General features: G+C 39.8%; 20 protein-coding genes and 1 other annotated feature. Of the genes, 6 read left to right on the top strand and 14 right to left on the bottom strand.

Going from position 1 to position 18,195, the window contains the following annotated elements; translation table 11 throughout:
- Window positions 1-43: 43 nt before the first annotated feature.
- The 3 genes from J2Y67_RS14520 to J2Y67_RS14510 form a co-directional block, all read right to left on the bottom strand.
- On the bottom strand, window positions 44-418 hold the full coding sequence (locus J2Y67_RS14520; RefSeq protein ID WP_310175193.1) for an ArsR/SmtB family transcription factor: 375 nt from the start codon (window positions 416-418) through the stop codon (window positions 44-46).
- Window positions 419-835 carry an SRPBCC family protein gene (locus J2Y67_RS14515; RefSeq protein WP_310175191.1) on the bottom strand — a complete coding sequence of 139 codons (417 nt, stop codon included), beginning with the start codon at window positions 833-835 and terminating at the stop codon, window positions 419-421.
- 186 nt (window positions 836-1,021) lie between these two features.
- The gene (locus tag J2Y67_RS14510) at window positions 1,022-1,543 is read right to left on the bottom strand and encodes an LURP-one-related/scramblase family protein (RefSeq protein WP_310175189.1); all 522 of its coding nucleotides are present in this window, start codon (window positions 1,541-1,543) and stop codon (window positions 1,022-1,024) included.
- Window positions 1,544-1,665: 122 nt separating this feature from the next.
- Here J2Y67_RS14510 and J2Y67_RS14505 point away from each other — a divergent pair, with 122 nt between their 5' ends.
- Complete coding sequence (locus tag J2Y67_RS14505; RefSeq protein WP_310175187.1) at window positions 1,666-2,412, top strand: AAA family ATPase; 747 nt, start codon at window positions 1,666-1,668, stop codon at window positions 2,410-2,412.
- A 48-nt stretch (window positions 2,413-2,460) separates the two neighbouring features.
- Here J2Y67_RS14505 and speD read toward each other — a convergent pair whose 3' ends face one another.
- Window positions 2,461-3,270 carry an adenosylmethionine decarboxylase gene (speD, locus tag J2Y67_RS14500; protein WP_310175185.1) on the bottom strand — a complete coding sequence of 270 codons (810 nt, stop codon included), beginning with the start codon at window positions 3,268-3,270 and terminating at the stop codon, window positions 2,461-2,463.
- A 146-nt stretch (window positions 3,271-3,416) separates the two neighbouring features.
- Here speD and J2Y67_RS14495 point away from each other — a divergent pair, with 146 nt between their 5' ends.
- Window positions 3,417-4,670, top strand: coding sequence for a TolB family protein (locus J2Y67_RS14495; RefSeq protein WP_310175183.1), 1,254 nt, complete (start codon window positions 3,417-3,419; stop codon window positions 4,668-4,670).
- A gap of 47 nt (window positions 4,671-4,717) precedes the next feature.
- Here the strand turns inward: J2Y67_RS14495 and J2Y67_RS14490 are convergent, their stop codons facing one another.
- From J2Y67_RS14490 to J2Y67_RS14480, 3 genes are read right to left on the bottom strand one after another with little or no spacing between them, the layout of a single operon-like run.
- Window positions 4,718-5,410, bottom strand: coding sequence for a hypothetical protein (locus J2Y67_RS14490; RefSeq protein ID WP_310175181.1), 693 nt, complete (start codon window positions 5,408-5,410; stop codon window positions 4,718-4,720).
- Between the two features lie 28 nt (window positions 5,411-5,438).
- Window positions 5,439-6,158 (bottom strand): pseudouridine synthase, encoded by a 720-nt coding sequence (locus J2Y67_RS14485; RefSeq protein WP_310175179.1) that lies wholly within the window; start codon window positions 6,156-6,158, stop codon window positions 5,439-5,441.
- 27 nt (window positions 6,159-6,185) lie between these two features.
- Window positions 6,186-7,796, bottom strand: coding sequence for a putative polysaccharide biosynthesis protein (locus J2Y67_RS14480; protein WP_310175177.1), 1,611 nt, complete (start codon window positions 7,794-7,796; stop codon window positions 6,186-6,188).
- Window positions 7,797-8,029: 233 nt separating this feature from the next.
- On the opposite strand from J2Y67_RS14480, the gene J2Y67_RS14475 reads away from it, so the two are divergent.
- On the top strand, window positions 8,030-9,310 hold the full coding sequence (locus tag J2Y67_RS14475; protein WP_310175175.1) for a BaiN/RdsA family NAD(P)/FAD-dependent oxidoreductase: 1,281 nt from the start codon (window positions 8,030-8,032) through the stop codon (window positions 9,308-9,310).
- A 136-nt stretch (window positions 9,311-9,446) separates the two neighbouring features.
- Here J2Y67_RS14475 and J2Y67_RS14470 read toward each other — a convergent pair whose 3' ends face one another.
- Window positions 9,447-9,632 carry a sporulation protein Cse60 gene (locus tag J2Y67_RS14470; RefSeq protein WP_071356693.1) on the bottom strand — a complete coding sequence of 62 codons (186 nt, stop codon included), beginning with the start codon at window positions 9,630-9,632 and terminating at the stop codon, window positions 9,447-9,449.
- A gap of 140 nt (window positions 9,633-9,772) precedes the next feature.
- On the opposite strand from J2Y67_RS14470, the gene J2Y67_RS14465 reads away from it, so the two are divergent.
- Window positions 9,773-10,129, top strand: coding sequence for a hypothetical protein (locus tag J2Y67_RS14465; protein ID WP_310175170.1), 357 nt, complete (start codon window positions 9,773-9,775; stop codon window positions 10,127-10,129).
- Between the two features lie 120 nt (window positions 10,130-10,249).
- Here J2Y67_RS14465 and J2Y67_RS14460 read toward each other — a convergent pair whose 3' ends face one another.
- The 5 genes from J2Y67_RS14460 to J2Y67_RS14440 form a co-directional block, all read right to left on the bottom strand.
- Window positions 10,250-10,564, bottom strand: a complete 315-nt coding sequence (locus tag J2Y67_RS14460) for a rhodanese-like domain-containing protein (protein WP_310175168.1) — start codon at window positions 10,562-10,564, stop codon at window positions 10,250-10,252.
- 56 nt (window positions 10,565-10,620) lie between these two features.
- Complete coding sequence (leuS, locus tag J2Y67_RS14455) at window positions 10,621-13,038, bottom strand: leucine--tRNA ligase (protein ID WP_310175166.1); 2,418 nt, start codon at window positions 13,036-13,038, stop codon at window positions 10,621-10,623.
- A 41-nt stretch (window positions 13,039-13,079) separates the two neighbouring features.
- Window positions 13,080-13,298 (bottom strand) — a binding site (T-box leader).
- A gap of 153 nt (window positions 13,299-13,451) precedes the next feature.
- A complete protein-coding gene (locus tag J2Y67_RS14450) occupies window positions 13,452-14,633 on the bottom strand; it encodes an MDR family MFS transporter (RefSeq protein WP_310175164.1) in 1,182 nt (393 codons plus the stop codon).
- 148 nt (window positions 14,634-14,781) lie between these two features.
- Complete coding sequence (locus J2Y67_RS14445; RefSeq protein WP_310175162.1) at window positions 14,782-14,961, bottom strand: glycogen biosynthesis protein GlgD; 180 nt, start codon at window positions 14,959-14,961, stop codon at window positions 14,782-14,784.
- 20 nt (window positions 14,962-14,981) lie between these two features.
- Window positions 14,982-15,269 (bottom strand): YtzC family protein, encoded by a 288-nt coding sequence (locus J2Y67_RS14440; RefSeq protein ID WP_310175160.1) that lies wholly within the window; start codon window positions 15,267-15,269, stop codon window positions 14,982-14,984.
- Window positions 15,270-15,467: 198 nt separating this feature from the next.
- Here J2Y67_RS14440 and mnmL point away from each other — a divergent pair, with 198 nt between their 5' ends.
- Window positions 15,468-16,424, top strand: a complete 957-nt coding sequence (gene mnmL, locus J2Y67_RS14435; RefSeq protein WP_310175158.1) for a tRNA modification radical SAM protein MnmL/YtqA — start codon at window positions 15,468-15,470, stop codon at window positions 16,422-16,424.
- A complete protein-coding gene (mnmM, locus tag J2Y67_RS14430) occupies window positions 16,424-16,996 on the top strand; it encodes a tRNA 5-(aminomethyl)-2-thiouridylate-methyltransferase MnmM (protein WP_310175156.1) in 573 nt (190 codons plus the stop codon). Before mnmL ends, mnmM begins: the two co-directional genes overlap by 1 nt.
- A gap of 27 nt (window positions 16,997-17,023) precedes the next feature.
- Here the strand turns inward: mnmM and J2Y67_RS14425 are convergent, their stop codons facing one another.
- A complete protein-coding gene (locus J2Y67_RS14425) occupies window positions 17,024-18,115 on the bottom strand; it encodes a tetraprenyl-beta-curcumene synthase family protein (protein ID WP_310175154.1) in 1,092 nt (363 codons plus the stop codon).
- Between the last annotated feature and the right edge of the window lie 80 nt (window positions 18,116-18,195).

Raw genomic sequence — 18,195 nt, 5'->3', positions numbered from 1 at the left:
CCGGCTTTTCGTTTATACCCATTTGTGAGGGTATCACTTTTTTCTATTCTTCAGACTTGATTACCTCGGTTGGTCCCGCTAAATGATTGTTATCTGGCTCATCGGATTCCACAAAACGCCTAAGCGCCGAAAGTTTATTATCCCAAAAGATTTCAAAGTATTGAAGCCAATCCTTTAATTCATATAGAGGCTCAGCTTCAAGCATATACCGTGTTTCTCTACCTACCTTACGTTCTTTAACCAGACCTGCATCGGCTAATACTCTTAAGTGCTTGGAAACGGCAGTGCGGCTAATTGGGAATTGATCACTGATTGCTTTAACAGGCATTTCCTGCTGGCTTAAAAGTTTTAACAGCCTTCGGCGAGTTGGGTCAGCGATAGCTTGAAAGACATCATGTTTGGCCGAAGAAGCTGCCATTTATGCCTCAACATATCCTTGCAATTTTTTAACAAGACCTGCCCAGCCTTGGTTCATATTTTCACGAATTGGAGTATGCGGTGCACCAAATTCAGTAACCTTGTTCGCATCCCAGCCGCCATGGATAAGGGTAAATTCAGTTTTACCATCCAGTTCTTTTAATTCAAACGTAAGCGTCCAATCTTTTCCCCAATTAAAAGAAAGACGATTGGGAGGGTCGACTTGAGTTACCTTACAAGGTGACATACCAAACTGTCCGGCATTTAAATGAAATTCATTGCCCTCTACCGGCTCCATATTATTCGGCATGAACCATGCGGCAAGCCCCTCTGAAGTAGCTACAGCAGCCCAAACTTTTTCAATGGGAGCATGATAAATTTCTGTATACCTAATATCCTGTAATGTTTCATTTGTCATTTTTAAGAGTCCTCCTCAAATCGTTTCCGTCAAAAACGAAACCCTTTGGTTTCACATCAAAAATATATAACACCTTTTGGTTTCATGTCAATAGTTTAAAAAATAAAAAGGGCAACACTACAGTAGGTAAAGTCACCTTAACAGACCAGTTTCATTCAAAAATGGTTTTATTAAGCACTATAAAAATCAATTTCCCGCACTGCCTGCTGCAGCTCCATTATTTTTTCTTCTTTTTTGAATGGCATTGACTCCCATTACAACCGCTATCAATTCAGCTGAACTGAGTTTCTCGTCAATATTCGTTAATTGGTAAGAGGGTGATGCAAAAAATCCGTTTACTTTTTCAAATTTGGCTACTTGGTTGGATTGTTCATCTAATACTTCATATTGGCGGGAAAAGACCTCTGCCTCAATCGTATAAATACCACGGGTATAAGCATTATATTCATATTTTTTAGCCAAGAACGTTAGCTTTTGTTTGAGAATCCCAATTTCTTGACCGCTGCCGTCTGAAATCCTCCATTTATTGCTAAAGAAACCAAATCTACCGCTAATAATCTTTTTCCCATCCCCCTCTATTACGTCAATACTAGAGGAAAAGGCGCTATTTAGATCCAACTCCCCTACCTTCTCTTTTAAACTATTAAAAACTTCCGTCCTGCCAGACGAAAAAAAATTATCTTTAAAATAAAGCGAATTCTTGTTCATTCTGCCACTCCTCGTAACTTTTTCTATCTACCAATATTACGTTAATTTTTGGAAAAAGTTTCATTTAAGAGAAACTGAAAATTTGATACAATCAAAGTAAAATTTCCTCTTGAGGTATATTTATGATAAATAATCAATACTTACGAAGCGTCCAATTAAAAAGGAGTCATGTACCATCTTTTAAAAAATATCCATTTAATCTCCCCAGTCTGAAATCATTGGATGAATTAAAATTCCACCCCAATGTGACCTTTCTTATTGGGGAGAATGGGATGGGGAAGTCAACGTTATTAGAAGCGATTGCTATCGAATTAGGCTTTAATCCAGAAGGAGGGTCCCTTAACTTTAATTTTTCTACCTTTGATTCTCACTCACCTCTTGGGGATTATTTGATGGTTATAAAGGGAGTTGATCGACCAAGTGATGGTTTTTTCCTGCGGGCAGAAAGTTTTTATAATGTTGCTTCCAATATTGAGGAATTAGATCGGGAAGGCAGCGGTCCGCGAGTCATAGATTCTTTTGGGGGAGTTTCACTGCATGAACAATCGCATGGAGAAGCATTCTTTGCTACCTTTCTCCATCGTTTTCGTGGAAATGGGGTCTATCTATTGGATGAACCTGAGGCCGCTCTTTCACCCCTGAGGCAAATGTCGATGCTGACAAGAATTCATGACCTGGTTCAAGATCACTCTCAATTTATTATCGCAACCCATTCTCCAATTATCATGGCGTATCCGAACGCGAAAATTTTCGAGTTTACAGAGGAAGGGATTCACGAACGCCCTCTTGAAAAGACGAATCATTATAAAATGATGAAGCAATTTTTTGAGGACAAAGATAGAATGCTACATCATTTGTTAAATGGGTAATTTCCACAAGAGAAAGAGCTTAGAGTTATTTTCTAAGCTCTTTCTTGGCTATTGAACAATATTTTTCCCATAAAAAATTTCGTCCATTTCCATTGTTATTCTTTCGGTGATTTCAATGTGTTCATCAGGAGATAATTTTTCCTTTGTGTAACCAAATAAATAATGATTTAAATCGAACTCCCGCAGCTTACATTTTGTGTGAAAAATATGCTCTTGGTATACATTTACATCAATCATATCAAACATTTCGCCAACATCTTCAGGTATATAGTTTTGAATCGAACTGATTTCATGGTCAATAAATAGCTTATGCCCGCTTTTATCCCTAGTAAATCCGCGGACGCGGTAATCAATAATCATAACATCTGTTTCAAACGAACGGATTAAATAATGCAGGGCCTTAAGCGGTGAAATTTCCCCGCAGGTAGAGACATCAATATCTGCCCTAAAAGTACTTATGCCTTCATCAGGATGATACTCCGGGTATGTATGAACGGTAATATGACTTTTATCCAACTGGATGACGACTGATTCTGGCAGCGGTCCTGGGGATTCCTCAAAGGATTCGGATGGAGCGTGCTCAACTGGACCTTCTGAGACTAAAAGAGTCACGCTTGCTCCTGCTGGTTCAAAGTCCTGGCTGGCAATATTTAAGACATGGGCTCCAATGATGTCCGAAACATGCTTTAACATTTTGGTTAATCGGTCCGCACTGTACTCCTCATCAATATATTGCAAATAGGCCTCACGTTCTTCTTTTGTTCTCGTATAGCAAATATCATACATATTAAAGCTAAGTGATTTTGTCAGGTTATTAAAGCCATGTAACTCAATCCGCTGTTCATGTGTTAGCTTCATGATATACTTCCCCCTCTTCAAAAATCCCAAGTAAATATTTATAGATTACCCACTGTTTTACCATGTTATTTGCAATGTTGTTCATTTGTTTTTTTTATCATAATTCTCACTTTCTTGTGGAAAATAATAGAAGGTGAGGTGAAAGAATGAAAAAACAATTTTTCATAGTATTTATTATATTTCTGCTGCTGCCAAGCTTTGCAACCGCAGAACCAATTGATGCTTCCTTAAAAATGGCCTATATCAAAGATGGATCTCTTTGGACAATGATGAATGGAAGAAAGGAGAAAATAACGAAAAAACCGGGTCATTACCCTCATGCTCCCCAATGGTCGCATGATGGAAAGTGGATTTTGTATCAAATCGAACCGAAGGATGAACTTAACACTGAAAAACATACAGAAATTTGGGTTTATAATACCGAAACAAAGCGGCACAAAAGGATTACCTCTAATGGTACAAATCCGAAATGGTCGCCGATTGAGAATTTAGTAGCTTTTAAAAGCGGCGGGGTGTTAAATGTCTCCGACCTTGATCATTTTTATAATATTGCATTAGGGGTCGGAGATTATAATTGGTTTCCAGATGGCCGCTCCTTTATTGCCTCTTCAAGTGCATCCTTACGTCCTGATGGGTGGACAAATCCAGTTCTTTTTAAAATATCGCTGGAAAAGAATTTGAAAAAGATGACAAGCCTAACAAAAAACGTAAAGCCTTTTTATACACTTCCAAAAGAATTGAAGAAAGGCGATGTTAGCATAATTGCTATTGATGGAATCGATTTTCAGTTTTCTCCTAATGGCGAGTGGATTTCTTTTATTGTGGGACCAACAGCGTCTTGGTCCATGGACAGTAATATGGCTTGTGTTATTTCTTCAGACGGAAAGAATTTTGAGGTTTTGGATGAAGTCATCCTTGGAGTGGATCATCCCCAATGGGCATTGCAAAAAAATTTAATCGGTTACATCGCTGGGGGCGGAAGAATTGTTTTTGGGTTCAAGAATAAGAACATGAAGGTAACTGAACTTCCGGCCTATAAAACCCATAGCCTGACACCGGCACATTTTGCAGAGTTAGGATTCGGTTGGAAGGATGACCATACACTTTATGTATCCAGGGTAAAAGAAACAGAGTGGTCTAACGAAGCAGGCAAGCGCCCTGACCCATCATTATTTTTAATTAATCTCATTAACCAGAAGCAGACACAGATTACCCATCCACCAGCAGACTTCGGGGATTACCATCCTGTTTATATTCCTTCTGTGGCCCAATTAACTTGGTTACGGAAAAAGGATGTCGCAGCCTCCGAAGAAGATTTATGGATTTCAAATCAAGACGGAAAAAAGGCAAAGCTGCTGATTAAAAATATCGGTAGTTATTCTTTTTTTGAAAAACAATAGGATTTTAGTGAAGGACGTTTCTTTACAAAAAATATAAAAAACGTCCTTCATAACGACGATGAAGGATTTCTCTCCAAAGAACATGAAATACGTCCTTCATAACGGCGATGAAGGACATTTCTTTCCAAAGAACATGAAATACGTCCTTCATAACGGCGATGAAGGACATTTCTCTCCAAAGAACATGAAATACGTCCTTCATAACAGCGATGAAGGACATTTCTTTCCAAAGAACATGAAAAAACGTCCTTCATAACGACGATGAAGGACATTTCTCTCCAAAGAACATAAAAAACGTCCTTCATAACGACGATGAAGGACATTTCTCTCCAAAATGCATGAAAAACGTCCTTCATAACGGCGATGAAGGACATTTCTCTCCAAAATGTATGAAAAACGTCCTTCATAACGGCGATGAAGGACATTTCTCTCCAAAGAACATAAAAAACGTCCTTCATAACGGCGATGAAGGACATTTCTCTCCAAAGAACATGAAAAACGTCCTTCATAACAGCGATGAAGGACATTTCTTTCCAAAGAACATGAAAAACGTCCTTCATAACGACGATGAAGGACATTTCTCTCCAAAATACATGAAATACGACCTTCATAACGACGATGAAGGACATTTCTCTCCAAAATACATGAAAAACATCCTTCATAACGGCGATGAAGGACATTTCTCTCCAAAATACATGTAAAACGTCCTTCATAACGGCGATGAAGGACATTTCTGCCAAATAAAACAGGAAAATGTCCTTCAAAATGTTATTTCACTTGATACTCCATCAATAACTCCATTTCTTCATCTGTTAGCTCACGATATTCTCCAAGTTCAAGTGTCTCATCCAGAGCTAGCGGCCCCATCGAGATCCGCTGCAGGTAAACGACCTTTTTCCCAACGGCTTCGAACATTCTTTTTACTTGATGAAATTTCCCTTCGGTAATCGTAAGCTCAATATCAGAACGAAGACCTGATTTTAAAATTTTTAACTCACCGGGCTTTGTTTTATAGCCATCATCGAGTGTTACCCCATCTGCAAACGCGTGGATATCATCCTCCGTTACTTCCCTGTCAATCACAGCAAAATAGGTTTTCGGAACATGCTTTTTTGGGGAAAGTAAGCGATGGGCCAATTGACCATCATTTGTAATCAGGAGCAGCCCTTCTGTGTCCTTGTCCAGCCTGCCGACTGGAAATGGCTCATACACTTGATCTTCAAGCTCCAATAGGTCAATAACCGTTTCGCAGGAATGATCCTCAGTGGCTGATAAAACCCCTTGTGGTTTATTCATCATCAAATAAATAAACTCTTTATATTCAATCGCTTCACCATTTAATGTAACGGTTTCTTTATTGGGATCCACATGCTCTTTGGCGTCTTTTACGACAACATCATTTACTTTTACGGCACCGCTTTTTAGAAGCTGTTTTACTTCTTTGCGGCTCCCATAGCCAAGATTTGCCAGCATTTTATCAATTCTCATTGCTCATGCCCCCTTTTGAGAAGGTTTTTAAACTCTTAGATGCAGCTTTTGCTTTATACGGTCAACGCGATCCCCGAATAAACGGTTGATCAGTCCTGATTTTAACCCTAGGTAAAAATAGATTACCGCACCAACTGCTGCCGTAACGACAATAATAATAAGGGATTGTCCCTTTGATGCAGGTGACAGGAAAAGCGTCAATAACCTATAAACGATTTCACAACCTGCCCACATACAGCCTGCAAAGATAAAGATTAGCATACTTCTCCTAAAGACAAGCCGATACTGATACCCTACAAATTTTTTAATGACAAATAAATTGATGGCGATGGCTGCCATATATCCAAGGGTCGTTGCCAGTACGGCTCCTTGTGGTCCCCACATTTTTATCAATGGAATATTTAACGATAATTTAATTAGCAATCCTACCAGCAAGGTTAAAACCGTAAAGCGTTGTTCATTAATCCCTTGTAAAATAGAGGCTGTTACATAGTACATAGCAAACAAGATTGCAACAGGGGCATACACCCTTAATACTTCCACTCCAAGCATTTTATGCTCATAGAATACGGTATAAACAGGCTCTGCCAACAAAGAAAGTCCAATGGCTGCCGGCAAGGTTAAGTAAAGAAGCACTTGAAATGCTTGATTTAATTGGCGATTCAATCCACTACGGTCATTCTCAACGAATGCCTTCGTGATACTTGGTACCAGCGCCAACGAAAATCCTGTTGCAAGTGAGACGGGAATAATGACAATCTTATGTGACTCAAAGTTTAAAATCGAAAAGGCTGATTTTGCAAACTCCGTTGCACCCAATGCACGGTAAAAGGTAAATTGATCAATCGCCTGGAATAATGGATTGTTGATTCCTACAAATACAAATGGGGCTGCATATAAAACGATTTCTTTATAAATCTCTTTTAGTGAAATATTGATTGTCCCTTTATCCTGAAGAAGAAGCTCATCCAAATAATGCTTTCTCTTATACCAGTACCAAAATAACATCAATAAACTTCCGATTGCTCCGACAAAGGCAGCAAAGGTTGCAACACTAACTGCTTGTACCGTGCTGCCCTTAAACCAATGCAAGACGACATATGCACCGGCAAGGGTAAAAGTAATCCTGACAATTTGTTCAATTACTTGCGATACTGCGGAAGGTCCCATTGATTGATGCCCTTGGAAAAATCCACGAATTAAGCTCATAAATGGAACTACGATCAAGGCAAAGCTTACAGCCCTAATTACCGTTGTGATATCTTTTAAACTTGATCCAACATCCTCGTTTTTCGTAAACATCATTTCTGCGAAAAGCGGGGCAGAAAAATAGAGGATTAAGAAAGATACAATTCCTGTCGCCATCATGATCACTAAGCCCGATTTAAATAACTTACGACCAACAGCATATTCCTCAAGGGCATTATATTTAGATATAAATTTTGAAACAGCAAGAGGCACCCCGGCTGTCGCAATACTGATAAAAATCGTATAGGGAACATAGGAGTATTGATAAAGAGCTGTTCCAGAAGACCCTACTATTTGATAAAAAGGTATGACATAGAATAAGCCAAGAACCTTTGATAAAATCGTTCCAAAGGTTAATATAAACGTTCCTCTTAAAAGCTTAGACGACATAGAATCCCTTCCTGTTTAAAGAAAAAGAAATAAAAATATATTCTTTCTCAAAGTTAATTCGACTTTTTTTGCACACTATAGTAGTTTACAACTGTTTTCCCTTCGACGCTACTAACAATCATATTAAATTTTTTTGAAATATTGACTTTCCGTTTTCTTTTCAGAAAAAATGGTAAGGTTTATAATGGAATAGTTTAACCAAAAACTACTTGGAACATAAAGTTGGTGAAAGAATGGAATTTGATGTAATTGTTATTGGCGGTGGTCCATCAGGTTTGATGGCTTCGATAGCCGCTGGTGAAAAGGGTGCGAAAGTCCTATTAATTGATAAAGGCGACAAACTTGGCCGAAAGCTCGCTATTTCCGGGGGCGGACGGTGCAATGTGACAAACCGGCTCCCTGTTGATGAAATTATTAAACACATCCCGGGAAATGGAAAATTTTTATACAGTGCGTTTTCCATCTTTAGCAATGAGGATATTATTGCTTTTTTTGAAAAACTCGGGATTGCTTTAAAGGAAGAAGATCACGGGCGGATGTTCCCTGCATCGAATAAAGCCCAATCCGTTGTAGATGCTCTTTTGCAAAAATTAGAAGTTCTGAAGGTCCGTATTTTTAAAAACACAGCCGTAAAGGATGTCATCTATGAGAACGGGCAGGCTGCAGGCGTTTTGCTGAGGGATGGTCAAGAAATAATTGCAAAATCAGTTGTGATTGCTGTAGGCGGGAAATCTGTTCCCCATACCGGGTCAACCGGGGATGGGTATTCATGGGCGGAGAAAGCTGGCCATACCGTGACCGAGTTGTTCCCGACCGAGGTACCTGTCACTTCAAGCGAAGCCTTTATTCAAAAGAAAACTCTTCAAGGGCTTTCCTTAAGGGACATTGAATTAAGTGTTTTAAATCCAAAAGGCAAGCCAATTATTTCTCACCGAATGGATATGATTTTTACTCATTTCGGGGTTAGCGGGCCAGCTGTTTTACGCTGCAGTCAATTTGTGGTCAAAGCGATGAAAAAATGGAATTTAAAAGAGGTAACCATGAGCCTTGATGTCCTCCCTGACAAAAAAGAAGAGGTCCTTTTTCAAGAGATTAGTAAGCTCGTGAAAATGGAGCCGAAGAAAAGTATCAAAAATACCTTAAAAGGGTTGGTTCCCGAGCGATACCTTTTATTTTTACTGGAGAACAATGAGATAGATCCTGCGGCACCGTGTGGAACGATTTCGCATGAAAAAATTCGTAGTTTTGCAAAAAGCTGCAAGCAATTTACCTTTCAAGTAAACGGCACCCTGCCACTTGAAAAAGCATTTGTCACAGGAGGCGGGATTTCTGTAAAAGAAATTGAGCCGCAAACGATGGGCTCTAAAAGGATGAATGGTTTATATTTTTGCGGGGAAATCCTGGATATCCACGGCTATACCGGCGGATATAATATTACCTCTGCACTCGTAACCGGGAGACTCGCCGGAACAAATGCTGCTCTTTTTGCAAAATCTATTATGAAACAGGCCTGATCAAAAGAAAAGCGGAAGTGCCTTGGTCAGGGGCGACAAGCACAAGACGAGCCGGCGAGAAGGTTGCTCTTTAACCTTCTTGACGGATTGGCTTGTGACCTCGAGCCCCTAGGCGCTGGAGCTGGACAGTACAAATTCAGGCCTTGTAAATTATCATGGCTGAAAAACAATAAATTTGTTCTTCCTCTTCTTCCTCTGTCATCGCCGCGACATTATATTTAATATCTAATAGACTTTTTTCATCCAAACCTTTTAAAAACCGGTTCATTTCCTTTTCTAAATCCTTCTCATGCTCCCGGTCAAACAATTTAACCTGAATCACTTTCTTCTCTCCCTTTCCTTTTTCCTATCATTATCGCCTTATTTTCAGAATTTTAAAAATCAATATCCACAAAAATTTAAGATTTATTTAAGGTTGGGCTTATAAACTACAATCAGAAATAAAGAAAGGAGTAAAAGAAATTGGATAAAAAACAAGGAATCTCTTGGGGTGTCAGCTTCGGGAGCATAGCATTAGTTGCAGGAATGGTATCCTATCTCGGACTATCAAATAGTAATAATAATCAAGCAGCAGTGAGTCAAAACGCTCCGGCTAATCAAAATACAAATCAGCAAGCTCAAAATAATTTTAATTCTAGTAGTGGTCAAGGGACTGGTGATGCCAATTCGAATTCAAATTTCAGCTTTGATGATGACCAAGCATCACAGTTTGATCAAAATAACGGAAATTCTTTTCAACAAAACCAAGATCAATTTACGGACGGCGGCCAATCTTTCGGGCATCATGGCGGCTTTGATACAACGACAGGTGGAACCTGAATCCATAGTAAAAACCGATTCCACAATGGAATCGGTTATTTTGGTCGAAGGGAAAGGTAACCTTCCCCTCAAGGCATAAGAGTAACTACGCTTCTATCTTCGCCCTTAAGGGCTTGCCAATCAGCGAGTTTCCTTTATTTCTCCTGGCCAATTCATCATTCCGCCAATCATATTGCGGACCTTATAGCCTTGTTCCTGCAGGTAGTAGCAGACATTTTCACTGCGGCGGCTTGAGCGGCAGATGAAGATATATTCTTTATCCTTATCAAAATAGTCAAGGTTAGCCGGGATGTCCCCCATCCGGATATGCTTTGCTCCCGGAATCATACCTTCCGCAACCTCTTCATCTTCCCTCACGTCAACAAGTTCGAGCTTTTCCCCCTGCTCAAGCTTCGACTTTAATTCTTCCGGAGTAATAATTTGAATTTCTTCCATTTTTAAACATCCTTTCAGAAAAACATCCCCCTATAGATAGGAGGATGCTCCTTAATTTAATTTGCTACGATATTCACTAATTTTCCAGGAACGGTAATGACCTTTCGGACCGTTTTTCCTTCAATTTGTTCCTTCACTCGGTCATCGTCCATGGCAATACCTTCTAATGCTTCTTTGCTGGCATCTGTTGGCACCATTAGCTTCGTTTTCACCTTTCCATTCACTTGGATGACAATTTCCACTTCTTCATCTACAAGCTTTGCTTCATCATATGCTGGCCATGCTTCATAGGAAATGGTACCGTTATGACCTAACTTTTCCCAAAGCTCTTCTGCAATATGCGGGCAAACAGGTGAAAGTAATTTCACAAAGCCTTCCATATAATCCTTTGGAAGCACCATTGATTTATAAGCTTCATTGATAAATACCATCATTTGTGAAATAGCGGTATTAAATCGTAAGCCTTCATAATCCTCGGTTACCTTTTTCACAGTTTGATGATAGATTTTATCTAAATTAGCTGCTTCTTCGTTTGGCTGGATTTTCGGATTTAACTCACCATTCTCCTCAACTAGTAAACGCCATATCCGATCAAGGAAGCGGCGTGAGCCGTCAAGTCCATTTGTTGACCATGCAATTGAGGCATCAAGCGGTCCCATGAACATTTCATATAAACGGAGCGTATCGGCACCGTGACTGTCCACAATATCATCGGGATTAACGACATTTCCTTTTGATTTACTCATTTTTTCATTGTTTTCGCCTAAAATCATCCCTTGGTTAAATAATTTTTGGAATGGTTCCTTCGTTGGCACAACACCAATATCATATAAAAACTTATGCCAGAAACGAGCGTAAAGTAAGTGAAGCACCGCATGCTCCGCCCCGCCAATATAGGTATCAACCGGAAGCCAATGCTTTAATTTTTCTTCAGAAGCAAGTGCTTCTGAATTTTTCGGATCAATATAGCGTAAATAATACCAGCAGCTACCTGCCCATTGTGGCATCGTATTGGTTTCACGACGGCCTTTTTTACCGGTTTCTGGATCCATGACATTTACCCAGTCATCAATAATGGCAAGTGGTGATTCACCTGTTCCAGAAGGTCGAATTTCCGTTGTTTTTGGAAGCATTAATGGAAGCTCTTCTTCCGCCACAGCGGTCATTGTGCCATCTTCCCAATGGATAATCGGAATGGGTTCACCCCAGTAACGCTGACGGCTGAATAGCCAGTCACGTAAACGGAACGTTACTTTCTTCGTACCAATCCCTTTCTCTTCAAGCCAAGCAATCATTTTTTGAATCGCTTCTGCTTTATCTAATCCATTTAAGAATTCAGAGTTAATATGTTCTCCATCACCAGTGTATGCTTCGGTTTCAATATCTCCGCCAGCAACGACCTGCTTAATCGGTAAGTCAAATTGCTTTGCGAATTCATAATCGCGTTCATCATGCGCTGGAACCGCCATGATGGCACCAGTTCCATAGCTGACTAATACATAATCAGCAATCCAGATAGGCATTTTTTCACCGTTTGCTGGATTAATGGCATATGCACCCGTGAATACGCCGGTTTTCTCCTTCGCAAGATCCGTCCGCTCAAGATCGCTTTTAGTTTTTACTTTATCTAAATAGGCATCCACTGCTGCACGCTGTTCAGCGGTTGTAATTTTATCAACAAAGGTATGCTCAGGAGCTAGAACTGCATAGGTTGCTCCAAATAGTGTATCTGGTCTTGTTGTGAACACTGTGAAGGTTTCATCATGTCCGTCGATTTGGAAAGTGACTTCAGCACCTTCAGAGCGGCCAATCCAATTTCGTTGCATTTCTTTCAAACTTTCCGGCCAATCAAGCTCTTCAAGATCTTCAAGCAGACGATCGGCATAGGCCGTAATTTTTAACATCCATTGCTTCATTGGTCGGCGTTCTACCGGATGTCCTCCGCGTTCACTTTTTCCATCAATGACTTCTTCATTTGCTAAAACCGTTCCAAGTGCTGGACACCAGTTAACCGCCACTTCATCAATATAGGCAAGGCCCTTTTCCCAAAGTTTCAAGAAAATCCATTGCGTCCATTTATAATATTCTGGATCGGTTGTGTTTACTTCACGGTCCCAATCATAAGAAAAACCCAGTGATTTAATTTGTCTGCGGAACGTGTTAATATTTTTCTCCGTAAATTCAGCCGGATCATTTCCCGTATCCAAAGCATACTGTTCAGCTGGTAACCCGAATGCATCCCAGCCCATTGGATGAAGCACATTATAACCCTGCATCCGTTTCGTACGAGAAAGAATGTCTGTTGCTGTATAACCTTCAGGGTGCCCAACATGAAGTCCAGCACCGGATGGATATGGAAACATATCTAAAGCGTAGAATTTACGTTTATCATATTCTTCGCTTGTTTTGAATACCTTTTCATCTTCCCACTTCTTTTGCCACTTTTTTTCAATTTGTTGGTGATCGAAACTCATCGTCAGTTTCCTCCTTAAAAAATAAAAACCTCCCATCCCAAAAAAGGGACGAGAGGATTGTATGTATCTTCCCGCGGTACCACCCACATTAGTGTTAAAAACACTCGCTTCATTCTCCTTAACGCGGTAAACGGCAAACATTACTCTTCTTTCGTGCTTGCAACTCCTAGGCGAGTTCATGATGTACCCGATTGACTTTCACCAGCCGTCAACTCTCTAAACGGGCAGGAACCATTACTATTCCTAATCCATGTCTTTCAATATAAAGATATACGGATATTGTATAAAATTTCCCGGCAATTTGCAAGAAAACAAAAGCCTAAATTCAGAATTGCCGCATTCCTTATCTTTTAAACATAAAAATGGACAAAGAGTTCAAAAAACTGCTTTGTCCATTCCACACGGACGAATCCTCAGATTTGTCCACGAACGGTGCGTGGTACTGTTGCACGATCATAGATTAGTGTTGTGATAATAGCCACCAAAAATAATGCGATTAATATGGTAAATAATGTCGACATGCTATATAAATCGACGATGATTCCACCTAATAGCGGACCAAGCATCCTGCCGCCAGTGGCAGTGCTATTGACAATTCCTTGATAAAATCCTTCACGACCCTTAGGTGATAAGGAGAAAGCAACGGTTGGAACCGCCGGCCAAATAAACATTTCCCCAATGGTTAAAATAATCATCCCGAGAAGAAACCCGAGAAAAGTACTGGAATTACCAACAACCACAAAGGAAATAATAAAAATGATGATTCCGGTCACCATCTGTATCTTTAACGAGGTAACCCAGCGTTTTAAAACACTGTTTAAAAGTGGTTGGCCAAGAACAATGAGTGCCCCATTTATCGTCCATAATAAACTATATTGTGATAAGGAAATATGGATTTCCTGTGTGTATGAGGCGATGGTCGTGGTCCATTGAACATAGGCTACCCAGCATAACAAATAACCGGAACATAGGATAAGTAATGCTCTTAAATTCCGTTTGTTTTTTACATGTAAAGGTTCTTCTGACTTTTTCTTTTGTTTTACAGGACTTACTGTGATATTCCGATAACCAAACACAGCAATGAAGAAAAAGATGATATACATTACGGCATTTGCAAGAAAAATTAATTGCATAGAATAATCTGCAACAATCCCACAAAGTGCTGCTCCGACCGCAACTCCAAGGTTTTGGGCAACATACACGGCATTAAAGGCTTTACGCCCTCCCTCAACCCATACAGAACCTGCCATGGCGTACATGGATGGAAAAATAACACCCGTTCCTAGTCCTATGATGGTTAAAAAGATCACATATTCTGGCCACCCATGCCAAATTGAAAGTCCAATAATGGCAAACAAGGAAATACCAATTCCTACCAGAATCGATTTATAACCCCCATACTTATCAAAAAAACTACCGCCAATTAGGTTGCCAATGACACTCGCCCCAGAGTTTAACATGAGAACAACCCCAGCCATTGATAAACTTTTCCCTAAATGATCATGAATATAGATTGTATTTAAAGGCCATAAAAAAGAAGAGCCAGTTGAATTCACTGCCATCCCGATAATTAACAGCCATAATGCACGCGGCATGAAAATTCCCCTTTACAATTAAATATTTCGAAACCCTACATAAGTGTAGGGTACTTTTACTTAACGCGCAATCCTTTTTCATTGCCTTATTTCGACTATAAAAACAAAAATAAAAAACCCCCAACATTTGTTGAGGGTGCTTAGCCAATTAAGATGATTGTTCCTTTTCCTGATGAAATTTCGATTTTACTGGCTGGCCGCCAGTCTTTTCATATTTCTTTTTTGCCTGTTTCACTACATCAACGTCCTGGCCTAACTCTATATCGTTATTATTGATGCCATTCCTCGTTTTTTGTTCCGGATTTTGCTGTTTCGACCGTTTTTTCACCAAGTTTTCCTCCTCTTTGGTTACTCAAGAATTTGTGTATTTTGATAAGGTCCCTGTAAAATCATTGTATTTTGTACCTGCTGAAGCTGTAGTCTCATTCTGTGAAGTTGTTCCCTCTGCTGTGAATTTGCGAATTGGGCCATTTTACAAATGTCCTGGTACGTTCCTTCAAGTCCTTGTAAGGCTTTTGTATAATCATCATTATTGTAATGCTCTTGAAGGCTGCCCTCTCGATAATGCTCCTGAGCACATCGAATCGCATCCTCACATTGTTGAATTAAATGACTCATTGATTCACGAGTAGCCATCTAAGAACCCCTTTCCTATTGCTGTAACACCTGAAGCGTGCCGCTTCAATTCTTATTTTGTTCTCGATTTCCCTTCCTATGACAGTAAAAGTCTGATAATTCCTTCCAAGAAAAATCCATTTGGATAAGCCTATACTTCATGATAAAATTGACTTTATGTGCTTCTTTGTAAAATTAACTTAATAAGGAGGTTTTCGAATGCTTGAAACGAAACCTTTTCTATATGCAATAGATGATAAACGGTATCATACTTGGAATTATCATCTTCGCCAGCAATTCGGCCACAAGGTTTTTAAAGTGGCATTAGATGGCGGATTTGATTGTCCGAACCGTGACGGTACCGTTGCCCATGGAGGCTGTACCTTTTGCAGTGCTTCAGGTTCCGGGGATTTTGCCGGAAACCGTGCGGAGACATTAGAAACCCAATTTCGCGAAATAAAAGAAAAAATGCATACAAAATGGAAAGACGGAAAATATATGGCCTATTTCCAAGCATTTACGAATACCCATGCACCTGTTGAGATCCTTCGGCAGAAATATGAAGCCGTACTCAAACAGGAAGGTGTTGTGGGGCTGTCGATTGCCACTCGTCCGGACTGTCTGCCGGATGATGTAGTGGAATACTTGGCCGAATTAAATAAAAGAACCTATCTTTGGGTGGAACTTGGTTTACAGACGGTCCATGAGCGGACTGCTATGTTAATTAACCGCGCCCATGATTTTCAATGCTATGTTGATGGCGTTAACAAGCTAAGGAAACATGGGATCCGCATTTGCTCTCATATTATTAATGGACTGCCGCTTGAAACAAATGAAATGATGATGGAGACGGCCCGTGAGGTCGCAAAATTAGATGTTCAAGGGATTAAAATCCATTTACTTCATCTTTTAAAAGGCACACCGATGGTAAAACAATATGAAAAAGGCATGCTTGAGTTTCTTTCCCAAGAAAATTATGTAAGCTTAGTATGCGATCAATTAGAAATTTTACCACCCGAAATGATTGTTCATCGTATTACCGGTGACGGACCAATTGATTTAATGGTTGGACCAATGTGGAGTGTAAATAAATGGGAAGTTTTGAATGCAATTGATGCAGAGCTTAAAAGAAGAAACAGCTGGCAGGGGAAATTTTATCAAAAGGGGAATGTCTGATGAAATTAGAGCGGATTCTTCCTTTTGCCAAACAATTACTGACCAAGGCTGTAAAACCTGGTGATATCGCTGTTGATGCCACACTAGGGAATGGGCACGATACCCAATTTTTAGCTGAGCTTGTAGGTGAGACTGGCAAAGTATATGGCTTCGATGTTCAGGAAAATGCGATAGCGGCGAGTAGAGACCGGTTATCCCAACAAGCCATGCTTGATCGGGTAACACTTTTTCATACAGGACACGAGAACATTAAACAAAAAATTCCTGCTGCTGATTACGGAAGAATCAAAGGGGCGATTTTTAACCTGGGATACCTGCCGGGCAGCGATAAAACGGTGGTCACGAAACCTGTGACGACTATTGCAGCTGTTAAGCAACTTTTAGACATAATGGAGCCTGAAGGCATCATTATTCTTGTCATTTATCATGGACATTCTGAAGGTGCTTTGGAACGCGATGCCTTACTCGAATATTGCCAAAAACTAGATCAAAAGTCTGCTCATGTCCTAATGTATCAATTTATCAACCAACAAAATAATCCTCCATTTATTGTGGCAATAGAAAAACGTTAAAAACCAGGCTTGAGAAAAAGCCTGGTTTTACTTTATCAATCTTGTCGCAAATGATGGCACCCATTTTTGGAAAGAACGATAAGCCAGCCCATTTATAAAAAAGAAGTAGCTAATGATTCCGCCTGTTTTTATGATTTCCTTTGCTAATTTCCGAACATTTTTTTGTTTCCTTACTTTTGTATCCGATAAATAAATCCCTAACAATCCGCGATTAATGAGCTGGTGGAATTTCTTGTGAGGAAGAAATTCTGTATGACGGTCCGCCTCTATAACAAAGTGCTTTAACCGTTTAAAGAGTTTTTCCTGATTTTCATAATAAAAACAAAAATTCAAATCCCCGCCCTTAATGTCCTCCTCTTGATCAATAAAATAATCTAATAAAATATGCAGTCCCTGTATATAAGGAAAATAACCTTTGCGGATATTTTCCGCATCCTTCGCCTCGAAATCCTCCCGCATTGCATAGGAAATAAGACAAAATATTCCAAGAGTAGAACCGGAACAGGCAGAAAACTCGTACCATTCCATATCCGGAAGTTGATTTTTATAAAGATTGAACCAATTTTCTAACCTAGGTACCCGCTCCTCTTTGACCACATGCTTGTGAATTTGCAAATCACAATAATAGTGGCAAAGCTCCAGAAGGTATTTCCTGATTAGCTTATAATTCCCTATTTCATTTAATACCGAACGACATGTTGCTGCCAAATCATTTAAATAATCATTATCGTCTTGGTCCTCACGGAGGCGATAATAATTTTTCCCTTCAGCCTCTATTGACAGCGCATCGGCCATCGATTCATGAAGAGCGGCAAAATCGTTCGGATCAAGGGAGGTACTTCGGTCACAAAGATTGTCCAAATAATCGCTGATGGTTTGATAAGCAACAATAAACTTCACGGCTTTTTTATAATGCTTACCCGCCGTTAATGCCAGAATTGCACCGCCTTCACAGTGGAACGTTTTATGCTCAATACTGGCAAGTGCCTGGTTTCTCAGCTCTGGATTGGGTATATTTTCCGCACGTTTTTTCCAATAGCCCAATTCTTGATGAACAGCTGGAATGATTTTACGGTATACGTTTGACATTAGATTGATTGGCATCATTGAAAAGCTCATCATTCCACCTCTTTTTATAGAATAAGAAGGTATAAAATTTTGACTTTGGAGAATTGTCCAGCTCCAGCACTTGACGGGGC

The organism is Neobacillus niacini (assembly GCF_031456445.1).
Taxonomy (GTDB): Bacteria; Bacillota; Bacilli; order Bacillales; family Cytobacillaceae; genus Neobacillus; species Neobacillus niacini_I.
The sequence above is the reverse complement of the archived record's forward strand: the minus strand, read 5'-3'. Positions and strand labels throughout refer to the sequence as shown.